The organism is Runella sp. SP2 (assembly GCF_003711225.1).
GTDB lineage: Bacteria > Bacteroidota > Bacteroidia > Cytophagales > Spirosomataceae > Runella.
Map to the genome: position 1 here is coordinate 4,568,743 of NZ_CP031030.1, position 23,821 is coordinate 4,592,563.

Sequence of the window (23,821 nt, forward strand, 5' to 3'; positions counted from 1 at the left end):
TTGAGTACAATATCATTCTCTGTACACTATGGACTATCGACCACCGACCGTGGACTAACCACTGCCTACTTTTTCCCAAAAGCAGCTCGCATTTTTATCTCGGTCAATTTCCGTTTGGTGTCTAAAGTAAAGTCACCTTTCATCATCCAATCGTAGTAACTAGGCTCTTGCGCCAACACATCTACTACTCGTTTTCCATTGTGCTTTCCAAAGTTGATAACCTCTTCGCCTTTTGAGTTATAGGCCATTCGATTGGCAAAATCTACAATTTTTGCTGCCGTCAAGTTATGCAATGCCTCTACATCATTCTGAATAGGCTCGTACAACTCTCCCTTGTCGTTTTTGATTTTTACTCCCGCATATCTTTCCACTTGAGCGCACAACACCTCAAACGTAGCCATGGTATCAGCGTGCGCACTGTGGGCATTTTCGAGGTCTTTGCCACAATAAAACTTATAGGCTGCCGCTAAGTTTCGAGGTTCCATCATGTGAAAAATACGCTGTGCATCCACCAATCGACGGTTTTTAATGTCAAATTCGACGTCGGCACGCAAAAACTCTTCCACCAACATCGGCACGTCAAAACGATTGGAATTAAATCCTGCCAAATCACATCCCTGCAAAAATTGCGCAAGCGTTTTGGCAAAGTTTTTAAACGTTGGGCAGTCCTTCACGTCTTCGTCATAAATCCCGTGAATCAAGCTCGATTCCAGCGGAATAGGTATGCCAGGGTTCACCAGAAACGTCTTACTTTCTATCTCACCGTTGATGAGCGCTTTCACCACACTGATTTCAATAATGCGGTCTTTTTGAATATTTACCCCCGTTGTTTCTAAGTCGAAAAACGCCAAAGGTTTTCTGAGTTTGAGATTATGTGCCATTCAATCAGGATGGTTGATGCTCCAAAATTACTATTTAATTCAAACAATTCAGCTTGCATCTTCTACCTTTGCCGTCTTGTTTTGAAGATCATCAGCCAACGAATAGCCAAAATCAGAATAGAATGCGCAAGGAAATCAGTGAAACCATTAAGTTAAGTATCCCTATCATTATTGCCCAACTTGGAGTAACACTCATGGGAATGACCGACAACCTAATGGTGGGCCGCTATCTTGGCGCCGTACCACTTGGTGCGGCGGGCTTGGCCAATTCGTTATCATTTTTAATGTCAAGTATTGGCGTTGGTGGTCTGGGTGTAGTGGCGGCATTGATTTCTCAGGCCAAAGGTCAACACAACACCACCGAAATTGGCAAACTTTTTCGGGCAGGTTTGGCAGTTTCGGTTATTCTAGGTATAAGTTTAGGGCTTGCAGGGATACTCATGGGCGTCGAATTACACCTTTTTGGTCAAACCCCCGAAGTAACTCGCCTCGCTAAGCCTTTTTTGTACATTTTGAGCGCCTCTACACTTCCGTTGCTTGTATTTGTCGCTGCTCGTCAGTTGGCCGACGGGCTTTCGCTCACGCGGGTAGCCATGGCGGTTACAGTTTCTGCCCTGATTTTCAACGCTTTTTTCAACTGGATATTTATTAATGGCATTGGTTTTTTCCCAAAAATGGGGCTCAACGGCGCTGCTTTCGCAACGCTTTTGTCGCGTATTTACATGGCCGCCGCTATTTTGGTTTATATTTATAGAAGCAAAAACTTCACGCCATACCTCACGGCTTCCCATCAGCAGGCACTAGGAAAATTGATAAAAAAAGTTTTTCAACTGGGGATTCCCGTTGGGTTTCAGTTTTTCTTTGAAATTGCGGCTTTCTCGTTGGCAGTAGTCATTATCGGGTGGTTGGGAGAAAACCAACTTGCCGCCCACCAAATCGCCATTAACATGGCTTCTACAACTTACATGATGGCAACGGGAATTGCCTCCGCAGGCGCTATCCGCGTGGGGCGAGCGTATGGCGAAAAAAATCCGTTTAAGGTCAAACAAGCAGGTTCGGCGGCCCTGCTTCTTACCATCGCTTTTATGGGAGTTTGGTGCATTACGTTCCTTACTTGCAACGAGTTTTTAGTATCTCTGTATCTCAAAAACAATCCTGAGGTAACAACCATTGCGGCTACGTTGATGATTTACGCGGGCTTTTTCCAATTGTCTGACGGCGTACAGGTAACGGCTTTGGGGGCGCTGCGGGGGCTGACCGACGTCAACGTTCCAACGGTTATCACGCTCATCGCGTATTGGGTCATTTCATTGCCGTTGAGTTATTTTCTGGCGTTTACGTTCAAAATGGACGTAGAAGGGGTTTGGGTTTCGTTATCGGCGGGATTAACTTTCTCGGCGGTTTTCCTGACGATTCGTTTTTATCGAATGACAACAAAGGTTATGCCGCGCTGAGGCAATTATGGGACTATCCAACAGACTTCAATTTTAAGAAAAAAGAATTTGTACTCATATTTTTCACTGCTGTGTTCTTATGAATCGTTATCAATCCTTTTTTCCCAAAAAATCTTTTTGGATTTTTCCCTACTCTAGTAAGGAACGATTATGTTTATTTATTTTAATGAGGTGTTTTAATTACGGCTAATCGCTGCATTATCTCTTTGTATTGTGGTTCAGGAAAAGACAGCTTCAAATCTTGTCCTCTAAAAAAAAGCTGATTGCGCTCCACTCGTTCTACATAGTTAAAGTTGATTAGATATGACCTTGACAGACGATAGAAATTAGGTGTAGCGAAAAACTGCATTATGTAGCCCAAATTCATTGTAAAAAGACGATTTCTATCTGACTCAAAAACTCTCACATAAGCACCTTCTGCTTCTATGTATAGAACATCCTGCTTTGTAATACGCACATGGCCACCTTCAAAAGGCAAAAATAAGCTCTCCGCAGTAAACGGATTAATACCTGTTTCCTGACTTGCATGATAATTATAGTAAGCTAACTCTACCTGAATGGCAAGTTCTTTATGTCGAAATGGTTTGAGCAGATAAGCCGCTGGATAAGTTTCTGTTGCCCGTCGCACCGTAGGGATTTCTGAATTGGCCGTCAGATAAATAATAGGCATTTGTTGTTGAGCCAATAATGCTTTTGCGGTAGCAATACCATCAACAGAAGAGTCTTCTAAGATAATATCAATCAATGCTAAATCGGGTAGAGTATGTTTAAGCGACGAAAGTGCTTCCTTACAACTTTGGGCAATGGCTGTAATTTGATGGCCTGCTTTCTGCAAAGTTTCCTGAATATCATTGGCCGTAATGAGTTCATCTTCTATGATGAGGATTTTTAATGGATTCATCTTATAAATTAGTATTAACTAGAGACCAACATTCTTACTTATGAAACGCTTTAGACTTTACATTCCATTTCAAAAATACTTCCCTGCTCTTTTTTAAAACGATAGGTACCCTTCAATTGCTGTACTTGTATCTGAATCAGACGCATACCAAATGTTTGATTTTTTCGATTTTCTACCCCTTGAAACCCTGGGCCATTATCCGTAACTTTGAGGGTAAGTTGTTGATTTTGTAGAGTACATGCTATCCCAAAAATCGGATTCGGATTTTTGGGAAACGCATACTTGCAGGCATTAGCGACAAGCTCGTTAACAATCAAACCTATTCTCAAAGCAGGGTCGGCCGCAATTAGAAGAGAAAGTGCCATGTCATAATCTACTTTTGTTTGTTCATACCCAAAAGATTGTAGAGCTATCCCTACCAATTCCTTTATAAATTCTGACATATTTACCATAGCCAACTGATCGCCATCATAAAGTTTACGCTGCAATATCGCCATGACCTCAATTCGTAGCTGGCTCTCTTCCACGGCTGTTTTTGCTGCTTCATCAGTGAGGCGATTTGCCTGTAAACTTAACAAGCTTGATACCAATTGCAAATTGTTTTTCACACGGTGATTCTGCTCCCGTACCAATGTCGCGTTTTGTTGACTAAGCCGTTGGTTCTTGCGAAAAAGCTGATAGAAAACCGTCGTTGCTACAGTAGCTACCAAAAACAAAATAGACAAAGCTGCCAAGAAGCGACGTTGATTTTGCTGGATTTGCTTACTTAGCTCCAGCTCATTGTGCTGATTTTTAAGTTGTACTTCTTTTTTCTCGGTTTCGTATTCAACAGCGAGGCGCGAAACCGCTCCATCGCGATCAGCCAAAAGTTGATTACGCTCAATGTCAAATAATATTTTTAATTGTTTATGTGCGTTTTGCCAATCTTTTTTGCCCCTGTAGTATTCTTCAAAAAAAGCAGCAAACTCCTTTTCGGTTTGGGTCTCTCTAATACTTAGTTTATTATATATCGTTTCGGCTTCCTTAGCTGACTCATATGCCTTATCTGGCTGACTCATAGCCAAATGAGTAGTTGCCAATTTTTGCATTATAAGCGCTTCGTTGTGTTTGTGTCCCAATACTTGATAGCATTTTAAGGCTATTTGATAATAGTTGAGTGCCCTTCGGCTCTTCTGATATCTATAAAAATCCCCTAGTCTATCACTTGCATCAGCAATTGACATCGTGTCTTTTAGCTCATATGCCATTCTTTCGCCTCTTTTACAGTAATACAATACACTGTCATGTAAGGATTTTTTAAGATTATCATGCACATTGCTTTTATAAATTACTATATAAATTGCCGCCATACGATGGTATCCTGCTGCTATACGCTTTGGGGAACCCGATCGCTGAAAATAGCTAAATGCCAAACGTCCATACTTCAAAGCTTCTGTATTACGCGCCTGTAGAATTTCCAGCTCAGAAAGATAAAGATATAAACGACCTATTTTTTCTAAATCCCTGTGCTTTTCCATGATTCTAAGCGATTGCATGAAGTAATCTTTAGCTTTCAAGTAATCATGAGCTGCCACGTGTATTTTCCCGTACAAATAGTAAGCCTCCGCCATCAGTAATGTATCTTTTTTGGCCAATGCTTCGCTCTCTACCTCTTGGGCATATTTGAGTTTTTCGGGCTGGAGCGGGAGAAAAGTTGAGGTCTGAGCAATACTGATAGCACTCTTCATTATTAGAAGTAAGCCAACCAAGCCACTAATTTTATTGGGGAGTTTTCTCATTAAAAGTCGAGTAAAAATGTAAGTTTTGGCAAATAAGTGTTGGCAAATACACTTCGTACAAAAATAGTCTTTTTAGCCAGTTTAGCTTTTATTTCCTTTCAAAATTTTAAGCCGAAATAATTTCGTAAAGTATTTTTCAAGGTTCGTAAAGCGAAGTTGAGTATTTCGTTAAGTCGAGCAAAATAAATTCAAACATTCTCATTAAAATTGGGAGATAGTTTTTACAAGCTGCTAAATTTCTAAAACATAAGTTTAATTGAGTGCGGGTCTATAAAATGCTTGCAGGGCAGGTCCTTGGCGACAGATTGTGCGTGCCCGAGGTCAGAGTTTAGGTTTCTCGGGTTGTGTGCGACACATCAAATGCCCCGGTAGGGCCAGTTTGGGTTTCCATTTCGGATTCTCTAACAAGTTCAACTAAGTAATCAAATCAAACTCATGAAAAATAGTACGAAAGAGTTAAGAATAGCGCTGATTTGGATTTTGTTACTTATGGTGTTATCCTGTGGTCCTTCTGAGGAGCAACTAAGGTACGAACGTCAGCAAGCTGAACAACAGCGTATCGAACAAGAACAAGCGGAGCAAAGACAAAAAATTGCTTACATAAATGCCATTAATTCGGTTTTACAATTAGATGCTAAGACTTCTAACATTAGTAACTCTACAAGTCGAGCGTCTGCTATGAGGGACATAGATTTAACACAATGTCCACAAGATTTTGCCATCACTTACTTAAATCATCTTCATGCTTGGGAGGACATGGCTAAAATTGATAAAGCACAACAAGAGTTAAGGCTTGGGCAAGGCAAATTTTGGGCAAATCCAGTCAAGCAGTATTCGTATGCTTAAAGTGCTTTGAAAAAAATAGAATTTTCTTTAAACCTTATCAAACTAATTTTTTCTATATATTAAAGACTTAAAGATTGATAATTTGAATTGGCTTTGTTGCTAAGAGCCAATATATCTGTTGTTTTTGAACTAACTTCTACAACGCCATGCTAAATTTCTTGACTCCTCTTTCACTCTCGTTCATTGCACAAATCTACCTTGAGCTTAACACCATTTCAGGGTATAATTTTGGACATAGCAACATTGTGCAAACTGCAATAAAAGACACCAACTGCATTGTAATAAACGATCTAAAGTATTCAGGCCTCAAAGGTCGAGTGAAATCAGTAAAATTAAGTACTTATCAAGCACTTGAAAAGTTTGGAGAACTTACCGAAGGGAAGTTAGTAGATGATAGCCTTGAAAAAAATTCTTTTGCTCAATTTGATGCAGATGGTTATTATACAAAAATTGAAATTTATGATACACTATGCATTGTTAGAGAACGAACTGAATTCAAAAGGTATCCAAAAGGGTGCACAATCAGTTCTAAAACTTGGTATGCAGACACCTTAAATGAGGTAAATGAATTCACTTATAATTTTAAGGATTCAATCATTGAACAAAGGCAGTATGACAGTAAAAATAAATTATTATTTGTCGAAAAGTCAAAACTTGATAAAACTGGCAAACTTCTTGAAAGTGTGAAATATAATTCAGAAGGAAGAAAAACAGAATTTTACATGAAAGTTAGAGCGCAAGACGCTCCAACTACAACCACCTGGCATAAATACGATGAAGATGGAAATGTTATAAATACTCACATTTGGGTATACAACAAAAAAGACAGAACTCAGATATATTCCTTCATTAGGTACATAATAACGGATGCGGTTGAGGTTAGTTCAGTAGATAACTTTGGGACAATTGAAAAATTTAATGAACAAGAAGACCTGCTAAAATCCCGCTCGAGTAACTCTACTGTGATCACAACATATAAATACGACTATGATAAAAATAAGAACTGGACGAAAAGAATAGAATATTTAGATGGCAAACCTGAGAAAATTTTTAAAAGAGTTATTGAATATTATTGAAGACGAACCAATCTTCCGGGCATTTGTAAAAATTTGAATAACATGATCTAAGCCATGAAACGTATTACAACTCTAATCATGTTTTCGACAATCGCGTTGTCTGAAAACGTTGTCTATTCACAAGTACAAGACATTGGGATTGATTTTAAGAAGAAAGGCTTTCTTCGAGGAATCAACAAGTCTAATCGAGATGCCTTAATTGACTTTGTGGGCGAAAAAGAAATAACGACAGAGAGAATAAAATTGTCTGACAATATTCCTTTGGCAAATTTAAATGCCGGGGCTTCGGTTGAAGTTGAAGGAGAGTACTTTCGTAAAGCAAATTTGAATATTGCAAAAAAAATGGTATTAGGTAAAGATTATACTCAAAGAGTAAGAATTAAAAATGGTCGATTAGATTTTATTGTATCAGATTATGCGATTATAGATGGACATAAAGTTAAACTTGAGAAAGGGACAATCGTTAAAGGTAAAAATGGCTATAAGAAAGAGTTTGACGCTCTCAATAAACTACTTTTAGGGGACATTGTAAATTTAAGTGGAAAATGGCAACCAGATGGTTTTATTTATGCAGACTCATTCACTGTAGAACCGGATATTGAAACTCAAGACGACCAAGAGGTAAAAACATATATGGCTGGTGTTCACAGTGTCCTATATCCAATTTGGTCAAACAAAGCTAAACGCAAACCATATTTAGGTGCTAAATTTGACGGCTACCAAATCTGCGAGATAGATGCTTTACAAGAATTTGTAGGCCGAGTTGGATTACGGCTTATTCCAGATTACATAAAGTCTAAGATAAACTTTGTTTTTATAGTTATAAATGATGATAATTTTAATGCATGCGTTTTTCCTAATGGTCTTTCCTTTGTAAATACTGGTTTACTAAGACGTATTAATAATGAAGCTCAACTTGCTGCTGTACTTGGGCATGAAATAGCTCATGCACTTTATGAACACGGTGCGAAAAGAAATAAAGATATTGCAAGAGCTTTGAAGAAGAAAGAAGATTTATATCGTGCAAATAAAATCTTTGATTTAGTAGGAAAGATCAGCCCCGGTATTCCGGGTATAACTGACCAACGGGGAAGAACCACTACGGGAAATGTAAATTCTAATGTTCTACTTAGTGATTTGCCAACTTCCATAATTCGGAAAGAAATATCGGATTTTAGTGTTGAAGAAGAATTGCAAGCAGATAGAGTTGGTTTATATTTACTTGCTCGTGCTGGTTACGACCCGAGAGAAGCAAGTATTGTATGGAAAAATGTATTTAACGAATATGGTAACGGTAAGATAGAGAAAAACTCTTATTTCGATAGTATTCTCAATGATGTATCTAATAACCGTAGAGTGACAACGGAGAATATTGGAACTGAAATCATAAACAGTGTGGCTCGTACTAAAACAAAAAATAATATGCTCGAAGCCGAAAAAACACACCCATACCATGTATCAAGGTACGCGGACTTATTGGAAATGACTTACTTATTTTGGTCTTCGGACGATTTGTTGAAAAATAGTACGAGAGGAGTTATTCTTAGACAATAACTGTACATGATTATGGAACGGTATTCTATTCACCTCTTCTTATCTTCTACTTTTGTGATGCTATCCTTATGGGCTAATGCTCAAATTTTTGATAATAAAACATTTGTACAAGTAGTTGAAAAATCAAACGGTGAACTAAAAACATCTATAAAGAAACGTTTGCAAAATAGTGACCATATTTTTATTGCTGCCCCCGTTAGCGGAGAAGGACATAATTATCTATCGTTCAATTCTTTGGGCAAGTCACAATTTACTCCTAAACAAGTCATAAATGCAATCAAAACAGACCCTAACGACGCTTTCCCTTATTTTAGGGCTGACGGAGAATGCAGTCAAAAGATTAAGAAGGGTAACGTTTTCTCTTTAAATGTGGCTTTAGAAGGATATAGAGTTATTGAAAATCCGGTTCAAGTTACAGTCGTTAATAAATACTCCTTCACTTTTAGCACCTTACCCGGTCACACTTTACAGGGATCAGCAACTCATGGTATATGTAAAGATAGTAGCGGTGAGTTATGGTTATTTCAAGTTGGGACTGGAGTATTAGGGGAAGCGGAGTTAAAACAGAAGTTAAATTACACTATTGCAAAAAAAATGTGGTCTCAGATGGCAGAAAATGTTAAAGGGATGATAGAAAATATCAAATTTGACTCTCAAGAAAGCGAAGACAGCAATGACTACTTATATCGGGTCAATAGTTATGTAAATACTGAAATATCAGTTAAGAAGGGAGACCGTATTAGCATTAGTGCGAGTGGGACTGTTAAGTTTGGATTCTGGTTAGCTGGTTCAGGTGGCCCTGAAGGGATTTCATTCAATCCCGCTTACAATTATTTCACTGATTTACTGCATGGTTGTCTTATTGGAAGAATCAAAACCTTGAACTCAGGAACCCGGGATGACTGGTTTTACATTGGTATTGGGCGAGATATTATAGCTGCAAAGTCTGGAACTTTAGAGTTTGAGGTTAACGACAATCAACCCCAAGACAATGATGGAAAGTTCTGCGTTGAAGTTGTTATCAATTCTATGAAATAAAAACTTTTAAAGCCGTTGGTGGTGTTCTCACCGCCAACTTTTTTTTGCCGCTGGTAGGCGCGTACGTGGGAGCCTGCAGGCAAAGCTACGCATCACGAGGTTATGCTGGATGTGCGTTCTGTGGCGACGGCTTCGTGGGGCTGGAATGATAATGACCCTATTGTAAACGTGAATTGGCAGAATACCAAAGATTTTACCAATTGGTTCATGAGTTAAACGCTCCGCCAGTTGAGAATTAATAAAGCAGATGCCATGCATTTTGCCCACTTTATATAAACCACTTTCACATCCCGCAAAAAGTAGGTGACATCCTCCCTAATTTAAATTATCCAAAATTTGGAAGGACGTCACTTTAAAGATTACTAGAAGAAACGAGTCAAACTCAGCCGTGCAAAAAACGGCGTACCGGGCGTAAAGTGTATTTCTTCGACGGGTGCGACTTCTCCGCGCAGTCGGCTTTCAGTAGCAAATTGAGTTTCTTTCCAGCGGGGATTGAATAAGTTTTGCACTGATAAACCAAGCGTATAATTTTTCTTACTGTAATTGGCCTGCATATCGGTCACAAAATAGCCTTTGGTTATGATAGAATTCCCTTCATTGGCGGGCATGTAGCGATAGAACAGCGAGCCGCTGAATCCTTTCTGGTTTTGCAGCGAAAGCCCACCTAACGTTGTAAAGTAGGTGCTAGCAGTGGGTAATTTTGGCCTTTCAATTCACAGATAGTAAGAGGTTAGACTCTATTCAAATATATGTCTAAATCAATTAGTTGGCATAAAAAGTCGCCTTTGGTTCGCTAATATTTTCTGGTAATTTGATTGCCAGAATGGTAATGATTCACTTTCTAACCTTATAGCAAAAAATATCAGGCTTAGACTGCTCCGCTTGCTTGAGCAGAACTATAGTGTCAGAGCTTCGTCAGAAGGTAACTCAGTTTTTAAATGAGTATGGAGAAAAGCGGTACAAAACGGAGTCTTATATTGATCACCACATTAAAATAGAAAATATTCGCAGGGGTTTGAAAAAGATGAAAGGACATCCTAAAGTGATAGAGCCGAAAAATTATATAAAATAATAAAATGTTGGGTATATTTGACATCATCAACTCGTCATTCCTACCTCACCTAAGTATGACATTCCGCTCCCTGTTTTTGCTCTTGTTGGTTGTTACCAACGTTCTTTTTGCCCAAAAGAAAACGTCAAAAGTACCCGCGCCTACTCCGTTTGAAAGTTTCGACGGTTTTGTGAATCGGATGCTGACCGAATGGAGAGTACCAGGAGCCTCAGTGGCGATTGTGAAAGATGGTAAATTGCTGTATGCCAAAGGATACGGCCTCAAAGACATTAAAAACAACTTACCAGTTACTGAAAACACGCTCTTTCCCATTGCCTCGTGCAGCAAATCGTTCACTTCGGCGGCATTGGCGATTCTGGCCGATGAGGGAAAATTGGACTGGAACAAACCCATCAAAGAGTATTTACCCGATTTCCAACTGGCCGACGAATACGCCACCCGAACCATCACTGCCCGCGAATTGGTATCACATCGTACGGGATTGCCTCGCCACGATTGGACATGGTTGTACGCCAACCTCGACCGACAAGCGCTCTACCAACGTCTCAAGTTTTTACCTCTATCGAAACCCGTTTTTGCCCAATACCAATACAACAACCTCATGTACATGACGGCGGGTATTTTGGTGGAACGCCTTTCGGGGAAAAGCTGGGAAGATTTTGTCCGCGAAAAAATCCTGACGCCATTAGCAATGAATCAAACAGTATTGACCTACCCTGAGCTTTTTACAAGCAAAGACTATTCATTGTCGTACCGCGATAACAATGGGCAATGGGTTGAACAAGGTTTTGGCAGTAATATTGATGCGATTGGACCAGCGGGTTCTATCAAGTCGAGTGCTACAGAGATGGCTAACTGGCTTTTAATGCAATTAAACAAAGGGGGTTTTGGGCAAAAACAAATCGTATCCGCCGCCAATCTCAAAGAAAATCATACCCCCCAAACCATCGTTCCACCCGCCGAAGTTACGTTTAGCGAACTTGGATACGCAAGCTACGGCATGGGCTGGAGTATCAACACCTATCGCGGTCATTTGCGATTGGCTCACAACGGCTCCATCGAAGGGTATCGTTCACAAATGACCTTTTTTCCCAATAACAACCTCGGCGTGGTGGTCTTGACCAACACAGGATTTGCGGATTATTATTTTGTCAATGCCATTAGTAACTACGTTTCTGACCAATGGTTAGGGCTTTCGATTATCGACTGGTCGCCGCGTTTAAAAACAGCCCAAGCCGAAGCCAAGGCAAAAACCGATAAAGCCAAAGCCGACAACGCCGCTAAACGCAAAACCGACACCCGTCCTTCTCACCCTGCGGAAGCATACAGTGGCGTTTATACGCATCCTGCCTACGGTAGCATCACCCTCGAAGCCCGCGGAGAAAGCGACTACGTAGGGGCATTTCATGGATTATCGTTTCGTTTGCAACATTACCATTATGATGTTTTTGAAGGAACGGGCACGTTTGACCAAAGTAAGTTTGAGTTTAAAATCGACTCACAAGGTGCCATCGACCGCGTGGTTGTTGGGATAGCCAACGCGGGTGATATTGAGTTCAAAAAAGTATCTCCCCTCGCTAAGTAGCTCACTGCCTGTATCCTTTATATCCTCCTACTAATCCATTTATTTCACCGTTTATCCAATTTTCGTAGAGCGAGCAAACATTGTTTTGTAACCTTGAACTGAAAATCCCGATACAGCGATGAAAAAATGGTTACTCGCCTTTGCGCTGGGTTTTAGTGCATACACCCAGGCTCAACAAAAATATACCCTCCAACAGTGCGTTGGTATAGCGTTGGAAAACAACTTGCAACTGAAACAACAGGGACTTCAGGTGCAATCTGGCCAAAATACCCTCGACCAATCGAAGTGGCAGAAATTTCCTACCCTCAATTTAAGCGCCAACCAAGGTTTGCAATCGGGACGTAACATCGACCCTTTTACCAACCAATTTGTGGAGCAAACGGTCAACTTTTCAAGTTTTCAGTTAAATACTGGCGTCAATTTGTTTAACGGGTACCAACTTAAAAATACCATTAAGCAAAACCAACAGAACCTCCAGGCGCTGCAAAAAGACGTTGAAAGTAACCGCAACGCGCTTATTTTGAACGTGGCTACGTCGTATCTCAACGTTCTCAATAACCAAGAGCAGTTGGAGTTTGCCCGCCGCCAAGCCGAAACAACGCGGCTTCAGTTGGAGCGCACTGAGAAATTGGTAAAAGCAGGGTCATTACCCGAAATCAACCTTTACGATATTCGTTCGCAATTGGCCAATGATGAGTTGTCGATTGTCAATGCCCAAAACAGCATCGAAATTGCGAAATTGACCCTCAAGCAGTACCTCAATTTGCCTGCCAGCGACAATTTTGACCTTATCCCCATTAATTTACCCCTTCCCTCAACGTCAGCACCTTATGATGCGACGTTGGAGCAAGTCTATAACGCCGCCATCAAATACCTACCCGATATGGAAGCAGCCACGCTTCGGATTGAAAGTGCCAAAACAGGCATTGAGATTGCACGCGGTGCCAAACTGCCCTCGTTGTCGCTCGGTGGAGGTTTAAGTTCGTCTTTTTCAAGTGCCGCCCCTAAACAGCGTTTTGTAGGCGACGGTGGCGCTTCTAGGGTCGTGGACGTTCCTTCGACAACCAAGTACGTTTCTTATGGTGGCTTCACTGTTCCTTTGATTGAAAAAACAACGATTCCTAGCGGATCAATCCAAAACTTTGGATACCTCGACCAGTTGAATTTCAACCGCAATGCTTCGTTGTCGTTGTTGCTTCGTGTACCGATTTTTAACGCTTATCAAGTAAGATACCGCATTGCAAATGCTCAAATTCAGCAGAAAAATGCCGAATATCAATCTGAAATCGTTCGTAACCAAGTACGCCAAACAATAGAACAGGCATACTATACCATGCTCAACGCTGCCAAACGTTACGATGCTACGGCTAAGCAAATCGAATCGCTGGAGTTATCGTTCAAAGCTGCCGAGGCCCGCCTCAATGCGGGAGCCATCAACGCTGTTGAATACAACATTTCAAAAAATAACCTCGACCGCTCACGAGCAAGCCTTATTCAGGCCAAATACGAGTACATTTTCCGTACAAAGATTTTGGATTTCTACCAAAACAAGCCATTGTCGCTTGAGTAGTAAATCCCCTCTTTTCCTAACCGCATCAACCGAAACCGAACTGACTAAAATCAAAATTTATCGTAGGCCATGGCACAAAAATCTTCTTCAAAAATATGGTGGATACTCGGAGGCGTTGTAGTTGCCCTCGGTGCAGGACTGTTTATTGCCAAACAAGCTGGATGGATTGGCAAAGTGAAACCCACCGAAGTAGAATTTACCAAAGTAAAACGCTCTGACATCATTGAGCGCGTAAGTGCGTCGGGGAAAGTTCAGCCAGAAATAGAAGTAAAAATCAGCCCTGACGTTCCTGGAGAAATCATTGGCTTGTACGTAGAAGAAGGCGATTCAGTAGTAAAAGGCCAATTGTTAGCCAAAATTCGCCCCGACAACTACGAAGCGCTTTTGGCACGTTCGCAGGCGTCGGTCAACTCAAGTAAGGCCGAAGTAGAACGTTCAAAAGCATCGCTTGCTCAGTCGAATGCGCAGCTGATTCGTGCTAAAACAGAATATGAACGTAATCAGAAACTACTAGCTGACAAAGTGGTAGCAGAAGCTGATTTTCAGCGCAGTGAGGCCGACTATCGCGTGGCACAACAGAACGTAGAAGCGGCTAAAGCTGCCGTTGAAGCGTCAAAATTTAACGTACAAAGTGCCGAAGCAGCGCTCCGTGATGCGGCAGAAAACTTGCGCAAAACCACCATTTATGCGCCACAGAGCGGTACTATTTCAAAACTAAACGTAGAACTAGGCGACCGTGTCGTAGGAACTTCCCAAATGGCAGGGACTGAAATGATGCGTATTGCCAACCTCAACAACATGGAAGTTCGCGTGGACGTAAACGAAAACGACATCGTGCGGGTCAATTTGGGCGATACCGTCGAGATTGAAGTTGACTCCTACGCTGACCGTAAGTTTAAGGGGATGGTCACTGAAATTGCCAACACAGCCAACGGCGTTGGAACGGCAACAGCCGCTTCTAACTCTGCGGATGCCGTAACAGAGTTTGAAGTAAAAATCAAGATTCTGAACTCATCGTATCGTGATTTGATGGCCAAGCGTGCTAAAAAATCATACCCTTTCAAACCAGGAATGACTGCCGCCGTTGAAATCATTACTGAACGTAAGTTGGGCGTTTTATCAGTACCAATTTCAGCCGTCACAACCCGTGGGAAAGATGATGAAAATGGAGAGAAGAAAGAAGACGAGGAAGCTGCTGCTACTTCCAACAGCACCGAATCAAAAACAAAGAAAGAAGAGAAACTGAAAGAGCTAGTTTTCATCAACGACAAAGGCAAAGCGGCTACGCGTGAGGTAGTAACTGGCATCAGCGATTTTGAAAACATTGAAGTTATCTCAGGGCTTAAAGAAGGCGAAGAAATCATTTCTGGGCCGTTTATCGAAGTCTCAAAGCGCCTTAAAGTAGGTACGTTGGTAGGCAAAAAGGTTGAAAAGAAAAAAGACGCAAAAGACACGAAGCAAGAGTAAGTTTACGTCGTTTAGGTACATTATTTTAAAGGTTTCCATCCAATGGAATGTTCTTCAAAAGAGCATTCCATTTTTTATTACAAGGGCATTCTCCATTAAAAACATAGGGTTTTGCGGTGGCTTTATCATTTTTTAAGGGAAAGTACTTAAATTTGCCCATTCTCCTATTTCCCCTAACCTATGCGTCTTACAGTCAGTTTTTTAGTTTTTTTGGCAAGTTTGTATTCGTCTGTCCTCTGGGGACAAACCGAATTCCGTCTTGGCGTCGAAGTTCGAGACAAATACACCAAACGTCCGCTTGTGCCGATTGTTTCGGTTTTGGCCGTGAATACCGAATCCGAATTACCAGGCCAAATGGTGAACGATGCCTACGTCGTAAAAGTAAACCCAGGCACCCAATATCAAGTATTTGTTGCTTTTCAAGAGTACAAAACCTACCGCCAAACGCACACCTTTGAGGCGGGTACCCCTTCCGCCACAGGCTATTTCCCTTTTGTGATTGACCTCGAACCTCTCAATCCACCCAAAACATTTGCGGTGGCCAATAGCGCAAACGCTGGGCATACCATTTTAGTGATTGACAAAGCCCAACGTTCGATTGTGGCCAAGGCGGTCGTCACCATCAAAGACGACCGAAGTGGGCAATTTATTACCGCCAAAAAGAATCCTAACGTTGGAGGTAGCTGGCTGGCTGAGTTAAAAGATACTGAGCAATATACCCTCGAAGTCAGTGCTCCCGAGTACGAAACTTACAAGAGCTCGCTCAAAATCAAACCAGGGGAAGCCACAGAAGTAGTGCTAAACAGAATCCCCAAACAAGAGCTAAAATTTGTTGCCATTGACGCCCTCACCAACAAACCCGTAGCGGCTCAATTTAAGCTTTCGGACGAAATAAAAGAAAGCTATACAGGTACCACAAACGCAGAAGGAAGCATATTTAACCCTACCGTGGTCGTTCAAAAACAACCTTATAACCTGTCCGTTATCGCCAGTGGTTACCGCCGTTACGAATCAAAACTTTCGATTACGGCTACCTCCTCTGCGCCTGCCACACCACAAATAATTAAGCTCTCAAAAGTAGATGTTATCCTAAAAATTAGAATCATTGAAGAGCAATCTGGCCAGCCAATCGTCGCCAACTTGCGGGTGATTGACCAAGCCGATAAACGTGCCATTCTCAACATTAAAGGAACCCCTGAAGGGCAAGCTGTCACACCCATTAGCCCTGGTCATCAATACATTATTGAAGCAGAAGCCAAGGGTTTCATGTCGTACCAACAACCGCTGGACAAAGTACTCCCACTCCTGACTGAAACGAGCGACTTGACCGTCAAACTTACCAAAATCGACGACACTTACCTTAGCCTCACCGCAACCGACGCCAACACAGGACAACGTATCCCAGCCATTTTTAAAATTACGGCTTCTGCCACCGAACAAACAACGGAAGTAAGGGGCACAACCTCAAGCATTGCCAAACATAAAATAAAAGAACCTGATATTTATAAAATTGAAGTCATTTCAAATGGCTATCAATCGGTTACACACGACCTTGATGCCGAAGAGATGAAGGTGGGGCAAGTGTTTTCGTACGAAGCCAAACTTGCACCCAACGCGGCCAAACCCGCTATCTCACCTTCGCATGTATTCACGTTTAAAGTACTAGATGCCCAATCGCGAAGAAGTATCCCTAATCTCCGTTTTCGCATCACCAGTATTGCCACCCAAAAAGCGATTCCGACCAAAGTAAGATACGCCTATGTGACCACCCAACTTTTCCTCGACCAAGCCTATCTGGTGGAAGCCGAGGCCAACGGCTACGAAATGTACTCAATGCGCATCAACGCGGGTGATTGGGCAAAAAGAGGCGAATACCTGACCAATATTTCGTTGATTTCTCAAAAAAAAGCCGCTGCTAAAGGCAAGCCCGTTGTAAACGAAAAAATCTTTGACAATATCAAAGCAGGCCAAACATTGACGATTGAAGATAATGTTTATTTTGACCAAAGTAGTTATATCTTACGGCCAGAAGCTTACGGCCAACTAAACCGCCTAGCGGTGATTATGGCAAAAAATGCTGACATTAAAATCGAAATCGTAGGCCATACGGATAACATAGGCGATCCTAGGCTCAATCAAACCCTTTCGGAGCAGCGTGCTAAAGTAATCGCCAACTACCTTATCAATCAAGGCGCGACTGAAGCCAACATTGCCCACCGTGGCGAAGGCCAAAGCAAACCCATTGCTCCCAATGATTCGGAAGAGAATCGCCAGCGCAACCGTCGGGTACAGTTCCTGATTAAATAACAGCCTTCAAGTATGTCTTGAGCAAGGGAGCCTATCTTTAAAATGGATAGGCTCCCTTGCTGTTTCTACCCTTCATGCTATTTTTTATACCAAAATCTGCTATCCCCACCTTATTTATCGACATACAGGTTACTAATTTCGACCAAACCATATTTTTCCGAAAAATATTTTTTTTTAAATTTTTAAAGTAAAAATGACATTTTTCCTAGTTTTACAATAAGAACGGTTTTACTGTTCTTTGTTATTGCTCATTCTATCTATCTAACTTTTTTTTTAACACATGAAAAAACAGCTCTACCTAGCTGCGTTGTTGTGGCTTGTCGTACTGACAACATGGGCACAAAGCCGCCTCACTGGCCGCGTCACTGACTCAAATGATGGTAATCCCTTACCTGGTGTTAGTGTACTCATCAAAGGGACCAACACAGGTGTTACCACCGACGGCGAAGGCCGCTTCACACTCACCCCTCCATCTGCTGGCGCAACACTTGTGGTATCGTACATTGGCTACATTACACAAGAGATTGCGATTGGAAACCGTACGACAATTGATGTCTCTTTGGCCGTCGATGTAAAGTCGCTTTCGGAAGTAGTTGTAACAGGCTATGCCTCACAGCGTAAAAAAGACATTACTGGAGCCGTCACTGTGGTAAGTGCCAAAGAACTTACGGCAACCCCTGCGGCCAGCGTTACCCAAATGCTCCAAGGACGTGCCTCAGGGGTAGTTGTCGGAAACGATAACTCACCAGGTGGCGGTACCATGGTGCGTATTCGCGGGTTTGGCTCAATCAACAACAACAGCCCCCTTTACGTAATCGACGGTGTTCCTACCCAAGGTACGTTGAACCAATTGAATCCCAACGACATCGAGTCGATGCAGGTGTTGAAAGATGCCTCAGCGGCTTCTATTTACGGAGCGCGGGCTGCCAACGGGGTCGTCATCATAACGACAAAAAAAGGTAAAACAGGTGAGCCAAACATCACATTTGACTTCTACAGCGGTACACAACGCCCAGGCAGAATGCTCCCACTTCTCAACACCCAAGAACTTGGACAGTACCTCTACGAATCTGAGCTTGGTGCTGGAAAAAACCCTTCGGCAACATCACCTTCGGCACAGTATAAATTTGGCCCTAACGGTGAGCAAACGATTGCTGACTATATTTATCCAAACGTATATGGCGCATTGCCTTCTAACTATACCTATACCAACGACATCGCCGATCCAAATTTAGGTAGAACGGCTTTCAACATTACGAAAGCCAACAAAGAAGGTACTGACTGGCAAGATGTGATTTTTGACCCTGCCCCTATCGCTAACTTCCAAGTAGGAGCTACGGGCGGTATGAAGTCAGGTAAGTATGCGATTTCGGCCAACTACTTCAAACAAGACGGTATCTTACGCTATACCAAGTACGACAGATACTCTGTCCGTGCCAACACGGAGTTTACCAAAGGAAAACTTACCATCGGAGAAAACTTTACGTTCTCTTACGACGAAAGACAAGGGATTACGAACAACGATGAGTCAAACCCTATCATGTTTGCCATTCGTGTTCACCCGATTATTCCTGTGTTTGACATCACTGGTGGTCCTGCCGAATTGGGTGGAACAAACACTTCTCCTTACAACGGTTTTGCGGGAAGTAGAGGTAGTAACCTCGGGAATGCCCCTAACCCATTGGCACGTTTGTACCGTGAAAAAGACAACATTACCAAAGGTTCGCACGTGTTCGGAAACGTATTTGCTGAGTTAGACATCCTTCCTGGGTTGAAAGCACGTACAAGCCTTGGTTTGGAATATAACCAATACAACCGCTCAGAGTACTTCCACCGCGACATTGAAGCAGCCGAAGCACGTAACGCCAACAGTTTGAACGTGATTAATCAATTCGACCGTTCATTGACGTGGTTTAACACCTTAAACTACAGCAAAACAATAGGCGTTCACAATTTCAACGTACTCGTAGGTACAGAAGCCGTTAAAACGTATGCGTTTGCTTTCCAAGCCAGTCGTAGTGCTTTTGCATTCGATGACTTGGATTACCGCTACCTTGATGCAGGTTCGGCCTCAGGTTTGAGCAACGCAGGTGGTGGCGCAACGCTCAGTGCATTGTTCTCACAGTTTGGAAAAATCAACTACGCGTACAAAGACTTCATTCTTGCTGACTTCACCCTTCGTCGCGACGGTTCTTCACGTTTCTCAGCAGCCAACCGCTACGCCATCTTCCCTGCATTCTCGGTGGGTATGCGTATGACCGAGCTTGGTTTTATGAAAGAAGTGAAGTTTATCAACGACTTGAAAGTACGGGCAGGCTGGGGTAAAACAGGAAACCAGTTGATTCCTAACGTTTACAACGCTTACACGCTTTACGCAGCAGACCCATCTAACAATGCCTACGACATCAACGGTACAGGAACGTCCATCGTTGGAGGTTTTGACCTTGTGCAATTTGGTAACCCACAAGGTAAATGGGAAACCAACACCTCTACTAACATCGGTATTGACGCGGTGTTGTTGAACAACAAAGTGGAATTGGTGGTGGACTGGTACAACCGTCTGACAAGCAACATGCTTACCCAAATTGCGATTCCACGTACGGCAGGAACGGGTACGATTCCATTCACAAACATTGGTTCGGTACAGAACCGTGGGATTGACCTTGGTATCAACTTCCGTGACAAAAAAGGAGACTTCCGCTACCAAGTAGGTGTAAACTTTGGCCACTACAAAAACGAAGTAAAGAAATTGAACGACGACCCGAACGCGACGGTATTTGGTTTTACAACTCGTCTTCCAGCAATTTCTGCCACCAAAGCTGGTTTGCCAATTGCTAGTTACTATGGTTATATCGTAGATGGTATCATCAAAGACGACGCAGAAGCTGCTGCTGCTCCTAAGTTTGGAACATATACCAGAGCGGGGGTATTCAAATTCCGTGATATTAACGGGGATGGCGTAATCACTGCCGCTGACCGTACCATTATGGGTAACCCTCACCCTGACTTTACCTATGGTATCAACGTCAATGTGGGTTACAAAAACTGGGATTTGACCATGTTTGGTCAAGGTGTTCAGGGCAATCAAATCTTCAACTACGTTCGTTACTGGACAGACTTCAACGTATTCCAAGGCAACCGCTCGAAAGACATGTTGTACAGCTCTTGGAGAAAACCAGGCGACGATGCGAAACTTCCTCGCTTGAATTCTGGGGATGCTACCAGCCAACAAGTTTCGTCTTACTTCTTGGAAGATGGCTCGTACTTGCGTTTGAAAAACATCCAGTTGACTTACACTTTGCCTAGTAACTTGTTGAAAAAACTAGGAATGAGTTCTGCGCAGGTTTATATCCAAGGCCAGAATATTCTTACACTTACCAAATATTCGGGTCTTGACCCAGATATCAACTTGAGAAGATCAGGTAACGACAACCAAGACATCCACATGGGTGTTGACGAAGGCGCGTATCCTGTTGCCAAGTCGTATCTTGTAGGTTTACGCTTTGGTTTCTAATCTTAGTCAACAACAAGCAAAACATTTTTGAAACAACAATGAAAAAAGTAATCATACTAACGCTTTTGGTCGGCCTAAGCTTCTCTTGTTCTGAGAGCTTCTTTGACCTCAAACCCCAAGGACGCGCGTCTTTGGATCAATTATCTACTAAAAACGGTATCAACGCCCTTTTGATTGGTGCTTATTCGTTGCTCGACGGAGTTGGTGCGGGTAACACAGGCCGTCAATCAACGATTTCAAACTACGTTTTCGGTGGCATCAGTAGCGACGACGCCGTAAAAGGCACTGATGCAGGTGACCAACCTGAGCAGTCGTTTATCGAACAATACAACTGGTTGTCAGATAATACGTATTTCTTAGGAAAATGGTGGCACTCGTACGACGGCGTGGCTCGTTGTAACGAAGTAATCCAAATCGTAGCCAATGTAAAAGACATGACCGATGCTGAAAAAACACAGGCCATCGCCGAAGCTCGCTTTTTGAGAGGCCACTACCACTTTGAAGCAAAGAAAATGTGGAACAACGTACCGTTTATCGACGAAAAAGTCTATAATCGCGATGATCCAAACTCTACAAAGATTCCTAACGACAAAGACATTTGGCCAAACATCGAAGCTGATTTTGACTTTGCGGCCAAAAACCTTCCTGCGGTTCAGGCTCAAAAAGGAAGAGCTACCCAGTGGGCTGCGAAGTCTTACTTAGCAAAGGCTTACATTTTCCAAAAGAAATGGGCAGCGGCAAAAACGTTATTAGAAGATGTAGTGAAAAACTCAGGCAAGAAATTAGTAGCCAACTACCACGACAACTACCGTACCGTAACTAACAACAACTCGGAGTCTATCTTTGAAGTACAGTTCTCAGTAAACGACGGTACAACGGGTAACAACGGTAACGCTGGTGACAACCTTAACTGGCCTTACTCGGCAACTGCCCCAGGTCGTGGCTGCTGCGGATTTTACCAACCTTCGCATAACCTCGTTAATGCGTTCAAAACAGAGGATGGTTTGCCAATGATTGGCGCCGCCGCTGACGGCACGCTCGATACATACAACAAAGTAGATTTACCTAGTGACCAAGGTATCACTGCAGCAACTGCTTTTACCCTTGACAAAACAATCCCTGTTGACCCTCGTTTGGACTGGACGGTAGGCCGCCGTGGCGTAAATTTCCTTGATTGGGGGCCAATGCCAGGTTCTACTTGGATTCGCGACCAAGCGTATGCAGGACCATTTACGGGTAAAAAATGGATGTACTACTTGGCCGAAGAAAACAGCACGACTCACTCAACTAGCCGCCGAAACGTAAACAACAACTATCGTCTTATCAAACTTTCGCACGTATTGTTGTGGTTGGCAGAATGTGAAGTAGAGCTTGGTAACTTAGCGGCAGCAGAAGGTTACGTAAATCAAATTCGTGTACGGGCAAAAACAGGTTCGGTACAAGATCCAACAGTTACTTACAAAGTGGAACCGTATCCAACAGGTACTTTTGCAGGCAAAGGCGCTGACTATGCGCGTAACGCCGTTCGGATGGAACAACGCCTTGAGTTTGCGATGGAAGGCCACCGTTTCTTTGATTTGGTACGCTGGGGCATCGCCGAAAAAGTATTGAACAAATACGCTGCCGAAGAATCAGTACAAGGAACTGAGCCATCAGGACGTAAGTTCAACAAGCGTTCGTACATGGCAGGAAAGGTGTTTGCCGCGAAAAACTTGTACTTCCCACTTCCACAAGACGAAATCTTGAATAGCCAAAAAGGAGGTCAACCAACGTTAAAACAAAACCCTGGTTACTAAGCGTTTCCGATACTATAAATTCCAACCAACCTCCCGAAAGTTTTAAACTTTCGGGAGGTTTCTTTTTTTAAACTTCCAGGAGGTTTTTATTTTTATCCAAACAAATCACTTGATAAATAGCGGTCACCACGGTCGCACACGATAAAGACAATCACGCCTTCTTCGAGTTCATTGGCCAACTGAATCGCCGCGTGCGCCGCTCCTCCGCTACTCATTCCCGAAAAAATACCTTCTATTTTAGCCAAATCACGCGCCCGCTGCGTGGCATCGTCCTGCGATACCTCCATCACTCTATCAACGCGAGCAGGTTCAAAAATCTTTGGTAAGTATTCTTGTGGCCATTTCCGAATCCCTGGAATGCTCGACCCATCGGTGGGTTGGCAGCCTACAATCTGCACGTTAGGGTTTTGCTCTTTCAAATAGCGCGACGTTCCCATAATTGTGCCCGTCGTTCCCATGGACGACACAAAATGCGTCACTTTCCCTTCGGTATCTCGCCAAATCTCGGGGCCAGTACTCCGATAATGCGCTAGATAATTATCAGGATTGGCAAACTGATTCAACATCAAATACCCGCCTTCGGCCACTTTGGCATCGGCATAGTCTCTGGCCGACTCAATGGTATCCGTCAGAATTACTTTTGCCCCAAACGCCTCCATCGTAAGCACCCGCTCACGGGTAGAGTTTTTGGGCATGGTTAGCTCAATTTCAATGTCGTATAAACGGGCTATCATCGCCAACGCAATGCCCGTGTTCCCGCTTGTGGCTTCGATGAGTTTCATCCCAGGTTTGATTTCCCCCCGCTCTACCGCTCCTTTTATCATGCTATAGGCAGCGCGGTCTTTGACACTTCCTCCTGGGTTGTGGCCTTCGAGTTTAGCCAAAAGGGTTACTTTTGGGTTGGGATTTATCATTTTCAACTCCACCAACGGAGTATTTCCTACAAAATCTAAAAGAGTGGGCATGACAACGAGATACGTTT

General features: G+C 42.7%; 15 protein-coding genes and 1 pseudogene. 11 read left to right on the forward strand and 5 right to left on the reverse strand.

What is annotated here, in order from left to right:
* Positions 1 to 65 precede the first annotated feature (65 nt).
* Positions 66 to 881: a 3'-5' exonuclease gene (locus DTQ70_RS18210; RefSeq protein WP_122932131.1), complete on the reverse strand. Its 816-nt coding sequence runs from the start codon at positions 879 to 881 to the stop codon at positions 66 to 68.
* Positions 882 to 1,003: 122 nt separating this feature from the next.
* On the opposite strand from DTQ70_RS18210, the gene DTQ70_RS18215 reads away from it, so the two are divergent.
* Positions 1,004 to 2,335 (forward strand): MATE family efflux transporter, encoded by a 1,332-nt coding sequence (locus tag DTQ70_RS18215; RefSeq protein ID WP_122934467.1) that lies wholly within the window; start codon positions 1,004 to 1,006, stop codon positions 2,333 to 2,335.
* A 163-nt stretch (positions 2,336 to 2,498) separates the two neighbouring features.
* Here the strand turns inward: DTQ70_RS18215 and DTQ70_RS18220 are convergent, their stop codons facing one another.
* Positions 2,499 to 3,236: a response regulator gene (locus DTQ70_RS18220; protein ID WP_122932132.1), complete on the reverse strand. Its 738-nt coding sequence runs from the start codon at positions 3,234 to 3,236 to the stop codon at positions 2,499 to 2,501.
* Between the two features lie 50 nt (positions 3,237 to 3,286).
* The gene (locus tag DTQ70_RS18225; RefSeq protein WP_122932133.1) at positions 3,287 to 5,014 is read right to left on the reverse strand and encodes a sensor histidine kinase; all 1,728 of its coding nucleotides are present in this window, start codon (positions 5,012 to 5,014) and stop codon (positions 3,287 to 3,289) included.
* A 435-nt stretch (positions 5,015 to 5,449) separates the two neighbouring features.
* Here DTQ70_RS18225 and DTQ70_RS18230 point away from each other — a divergent pair, with 435 nt between their 5' ends.
* The 4 genes from DTQ70_RS18230 (at position 5,450) to DTQ70_RS18245 (ending at position 9,528) form a co-directional block, all read left to right on the forward strand.
* Complete coding sequence (locus tag DTQ70_RS18230; RefSeq protein WP_122932134.1) at positions 5,450 to 5,860, forward strand: hypothetical protein; 411 nt, start codon at positions 5,450 to 5,452, stop codon at positions 5,858 to 5,860.
* A gap of 146 nt (positions 5,861 to 6,006) precedes the next feature.
* On the forward strand, positions 6,007 to 6,936 hold the full coding sequence (locus DTQ70_RS18235; protein ID WP_122932135.1) for a hypothetical protein: 930 nt from the start codon (positions 6,007 to 6,009) through the stop codon (positions 6,934 to 6,936).
* A 54-nt stretch (positions 6,937 to 6,990) separates the two neighbouring features.
* Complete coding sequence (locus DTQ70_RS18240) at positions 6,991 to 8,490, forward strand: M48 family metallopeptidase (RefSeq protein WP_122932136.1); 1,500 nt, start codon at positions 6,991 to 6,993, stop codon at positions 8,488 to 8,490.
* A gap of 12 nt (positions 8,491 to 8,502) precedes the next feature.
* Entirely contained in the window at positions 8,503 to 9,528 is a 1,026-nt protein-coding gene (locus tag DTQ70_RS18245) for a hypothetical protein (protein ID WP_164490097.1), read from the forward strand.
* Positions 9,529 to 9,890: 362 nt separating this feature from the next.
* Here DTQ70_RS18245 and DTQ70_RS18250 read toward each other — a convergent pair.
* A pseudogene (locus tag DTQ70_RS18250) lies at positions 9,891 to 10,237 on the reverse strand (TonB-dependent receptor); the annotation flags it as partial.
* A 418-nt stretch (positions 10,238 to 10,655) separates the two neighbouring features.
* Between DTQ70_RS18250 and DTQ70_RS18255 the strand changes: the two are divergent.
* The 6 genes from DTQ70_RS18255 (at position 10,656) to DTQ70_RS18280 (ending at position 22,839) form a co-directional block, all read left to right on the forward strand.
* A complete protein-coding gene (locus DTQ70_RS18255; protein ID WP_164490098.1) occupies positions 10,656 to 12,185 on the forward strand; it encodes a serine hydrolase in 1,530 nt (509 codons plus the stop codon).
* 118 nt (positions 12,186 to 12,303) lie between these two features.
* Positions 12,304 to 13,755 (forward strand): TolC family protein, encoded by a 1,452-nt coding sequence (locus DTQ70_RS18260; RefSeq protein WP_122932139.1) that lies wholly within the window; start codon positions 12,304 to 12,306, stop codon positions 13,753 to 13,755.
* Between the two features lie 69 nt (positions 13,756 to 13,824).
* Positions 13,825 to 15,222, forward strand: a complete 1,398-nt coding sequence (locus DTQ70_RS18265) for an efflux RND transporter periplasmic adaptor subunit (protein WP_122932140.1) — start codon at positions 13,825 to 13,827, stop codon at positions 15,220 to 15,222.
* A 180-nt stretch (positions 15,223 to 15,402) separates the two neighbouring features.
* Positions 15,403 to 17,529, forward strand: coding sequence for an OmpA family protein (locus DTQ70_RS18270; RefSeq protein WP_122932141.1), 2,127 nt, complete (start codon positions 15,403 to 15,405; stop codon positions 17,527 to 17,529).
* 280 nt (positions 17,530 to 17,809) lie between these two features.
* Positions 17,810 to 21,043 carry a TonB-dependent receptor gene (locus tag DTQ70_RS18275; protein WP_122932142.1) on the forward strand — a complete coding sequence of 1,078 codons (3,234 nt, stop codon included), beginning with the start codon at positions 17,810 to 17,812 and terminating at the stop codon, positions 21,041 to 21,043.
* 38 nt (positions 21,044 to 21,081) lie between these two features.
* Positions 21,082 to 22,839, forward strand: coding sequence for a RagB/SusD family nutrient uptake outer membrane protein (locus DTQ70_RS18280; RefSeq protein WP_122932143.1), 1,758 nt, complete (start codon positions 21,082 to 21,084; stop codon positions 22,837 to 22,839).
* Positions 22,840 to 22,931: 92 nt separating this feature from the next.
* On the opposite strand, the gene cysM is transcribed toward DTQ70_RS18280, so the two are convergent.
* Positions 22,932 to 23,804 carry a cysteine synthase CysM gene (cysM, locus tag DTQ70_RS18285; protein WP_122934468.1) on the reverse strand — a complete coding sequence of 291 codons (873 nt, stop codon included), beginning with the start codon at positions 23,802 to 23,804 and terminating at the stop codon, positions 22,932 to 22,934.
* Between the last annotated feature and the right edge of the window lie 17 nt (positions 23,805 to 23,821).

What these genes read in the sequence shown, in the direction of transcription:
- DTQ70_RS18215 (WP_122934467.1), top strand. Translation starts at nt 1,004, where the DNA reads ATGCGCAAGGAAATCAGTGAAACCATTAAGTTAAGTATCCCTATCATT.
- DTQ70_RS18220 (WP_122932132.1), bottom strand. Translation starts at nt 3,236, where the DNA reads ATGAATCCATTAAAAATCCTCATCATAGAAGATGAACTCATTACGGCC.
- DTQ70_RS18260 (WP_122932139.1), top strand. Translation starts at nt 12,304, where the DNA reads ATGAAAAAATGGTTACTCGCCTTTGCGCTGGGTTTTAGTGCATACACC.
- DTQ70_RS18270 (WP_122932141.1), top strand. Translation starts at nt 15,403, where the DNA reads ATGCGTCTTACAGTCAGTTTTTTAGTTTTTTTGGCAAGTTTGTATTCG.
- DTQ70_RS18280 (WP_122932143.1), top strand. Translation starts at nt 21,082, where the DNA reads ATGAAAAAAGTAATCATACTAACGCTTTTGGTCGGCCTAAGCTTCTCT.
- DTQ70_RS18230 (WP_122932134.1), top strand. Translation starts at nt 5,450, where the DNA reads ATGAAAAATAGTACGAAAGAGTTAAGAATAGCGCTGATTTGGATTTTG.
- DTQ70_RS18210 (WP_122932131.1), bottom strand. Translation starts at nt 881, where the DNA reads ATGGCACATAATCTCAAACTCAGAAAACCTTTGGCGTTTTTCGACTTA.
- DTQ70_RS18235 (WP_122932135.1), top strand. Translation starts at nt 6,007, where the DNA reads ATGCTAAATTTCTTGACTCCTCTTTCACTCTCGTTCATTGCACAAATC.
- DTQ70_RS18245 (WP_164490097.1), top strand. Translation starts at nt 8,503, where the DNA reads ATGGAACGGTATTCTATTCACCTCTTCTTATCTTCTACTTTTGTGATG.
- DTQ70_RS18255 (WP_164490098.1), top strand. Translation starts at nt 10,656, where the DNA reads ATGACATTCCGCTCCCTGTTTTTGCTCTTGTTGGTTGTTACCAACGTT.
- cysM (WP_122934468.1), bottom strand. Translation starts at nt 23,804, where the DNA reads ATGCCCACTCTTTTAGATTTTGTAGGAAATACTCCGTTGGTGGAGTTG.
- DTQ70_RS18265 (WP_122932140.1), top strand. Translation starts at nt 13,825, where the DNA reads ATGGCACAAAAATCTTCTTCAAAAATATGGTGGATACTCGGAGGCGTT.
- DTQ70_RS18275 (WP_122932142.1), top strand. Translation starts at nt 17,810, where the DNA reads ATGAAAAAACAGCTCTACCTAGCTGCGTTGTTGTGGCTTGTCGTACTG.
- DTQ70_RS18240 (WP_122932136.1), top strand. Translation starts at nt 6,991, where the DNA reads ATGAAACGTATTACAACTCTAATCATGTTTTCGACAATCGCGTTGTCT.
- DTQ70_RS18225 (WP_122932133.1), bottom strand. Translation starts at nt 5,014, where the DNA reads ATGAGAAAACTCCCCAATAAAATTAGTGGCTTGGTTGGCTTACTTCTA.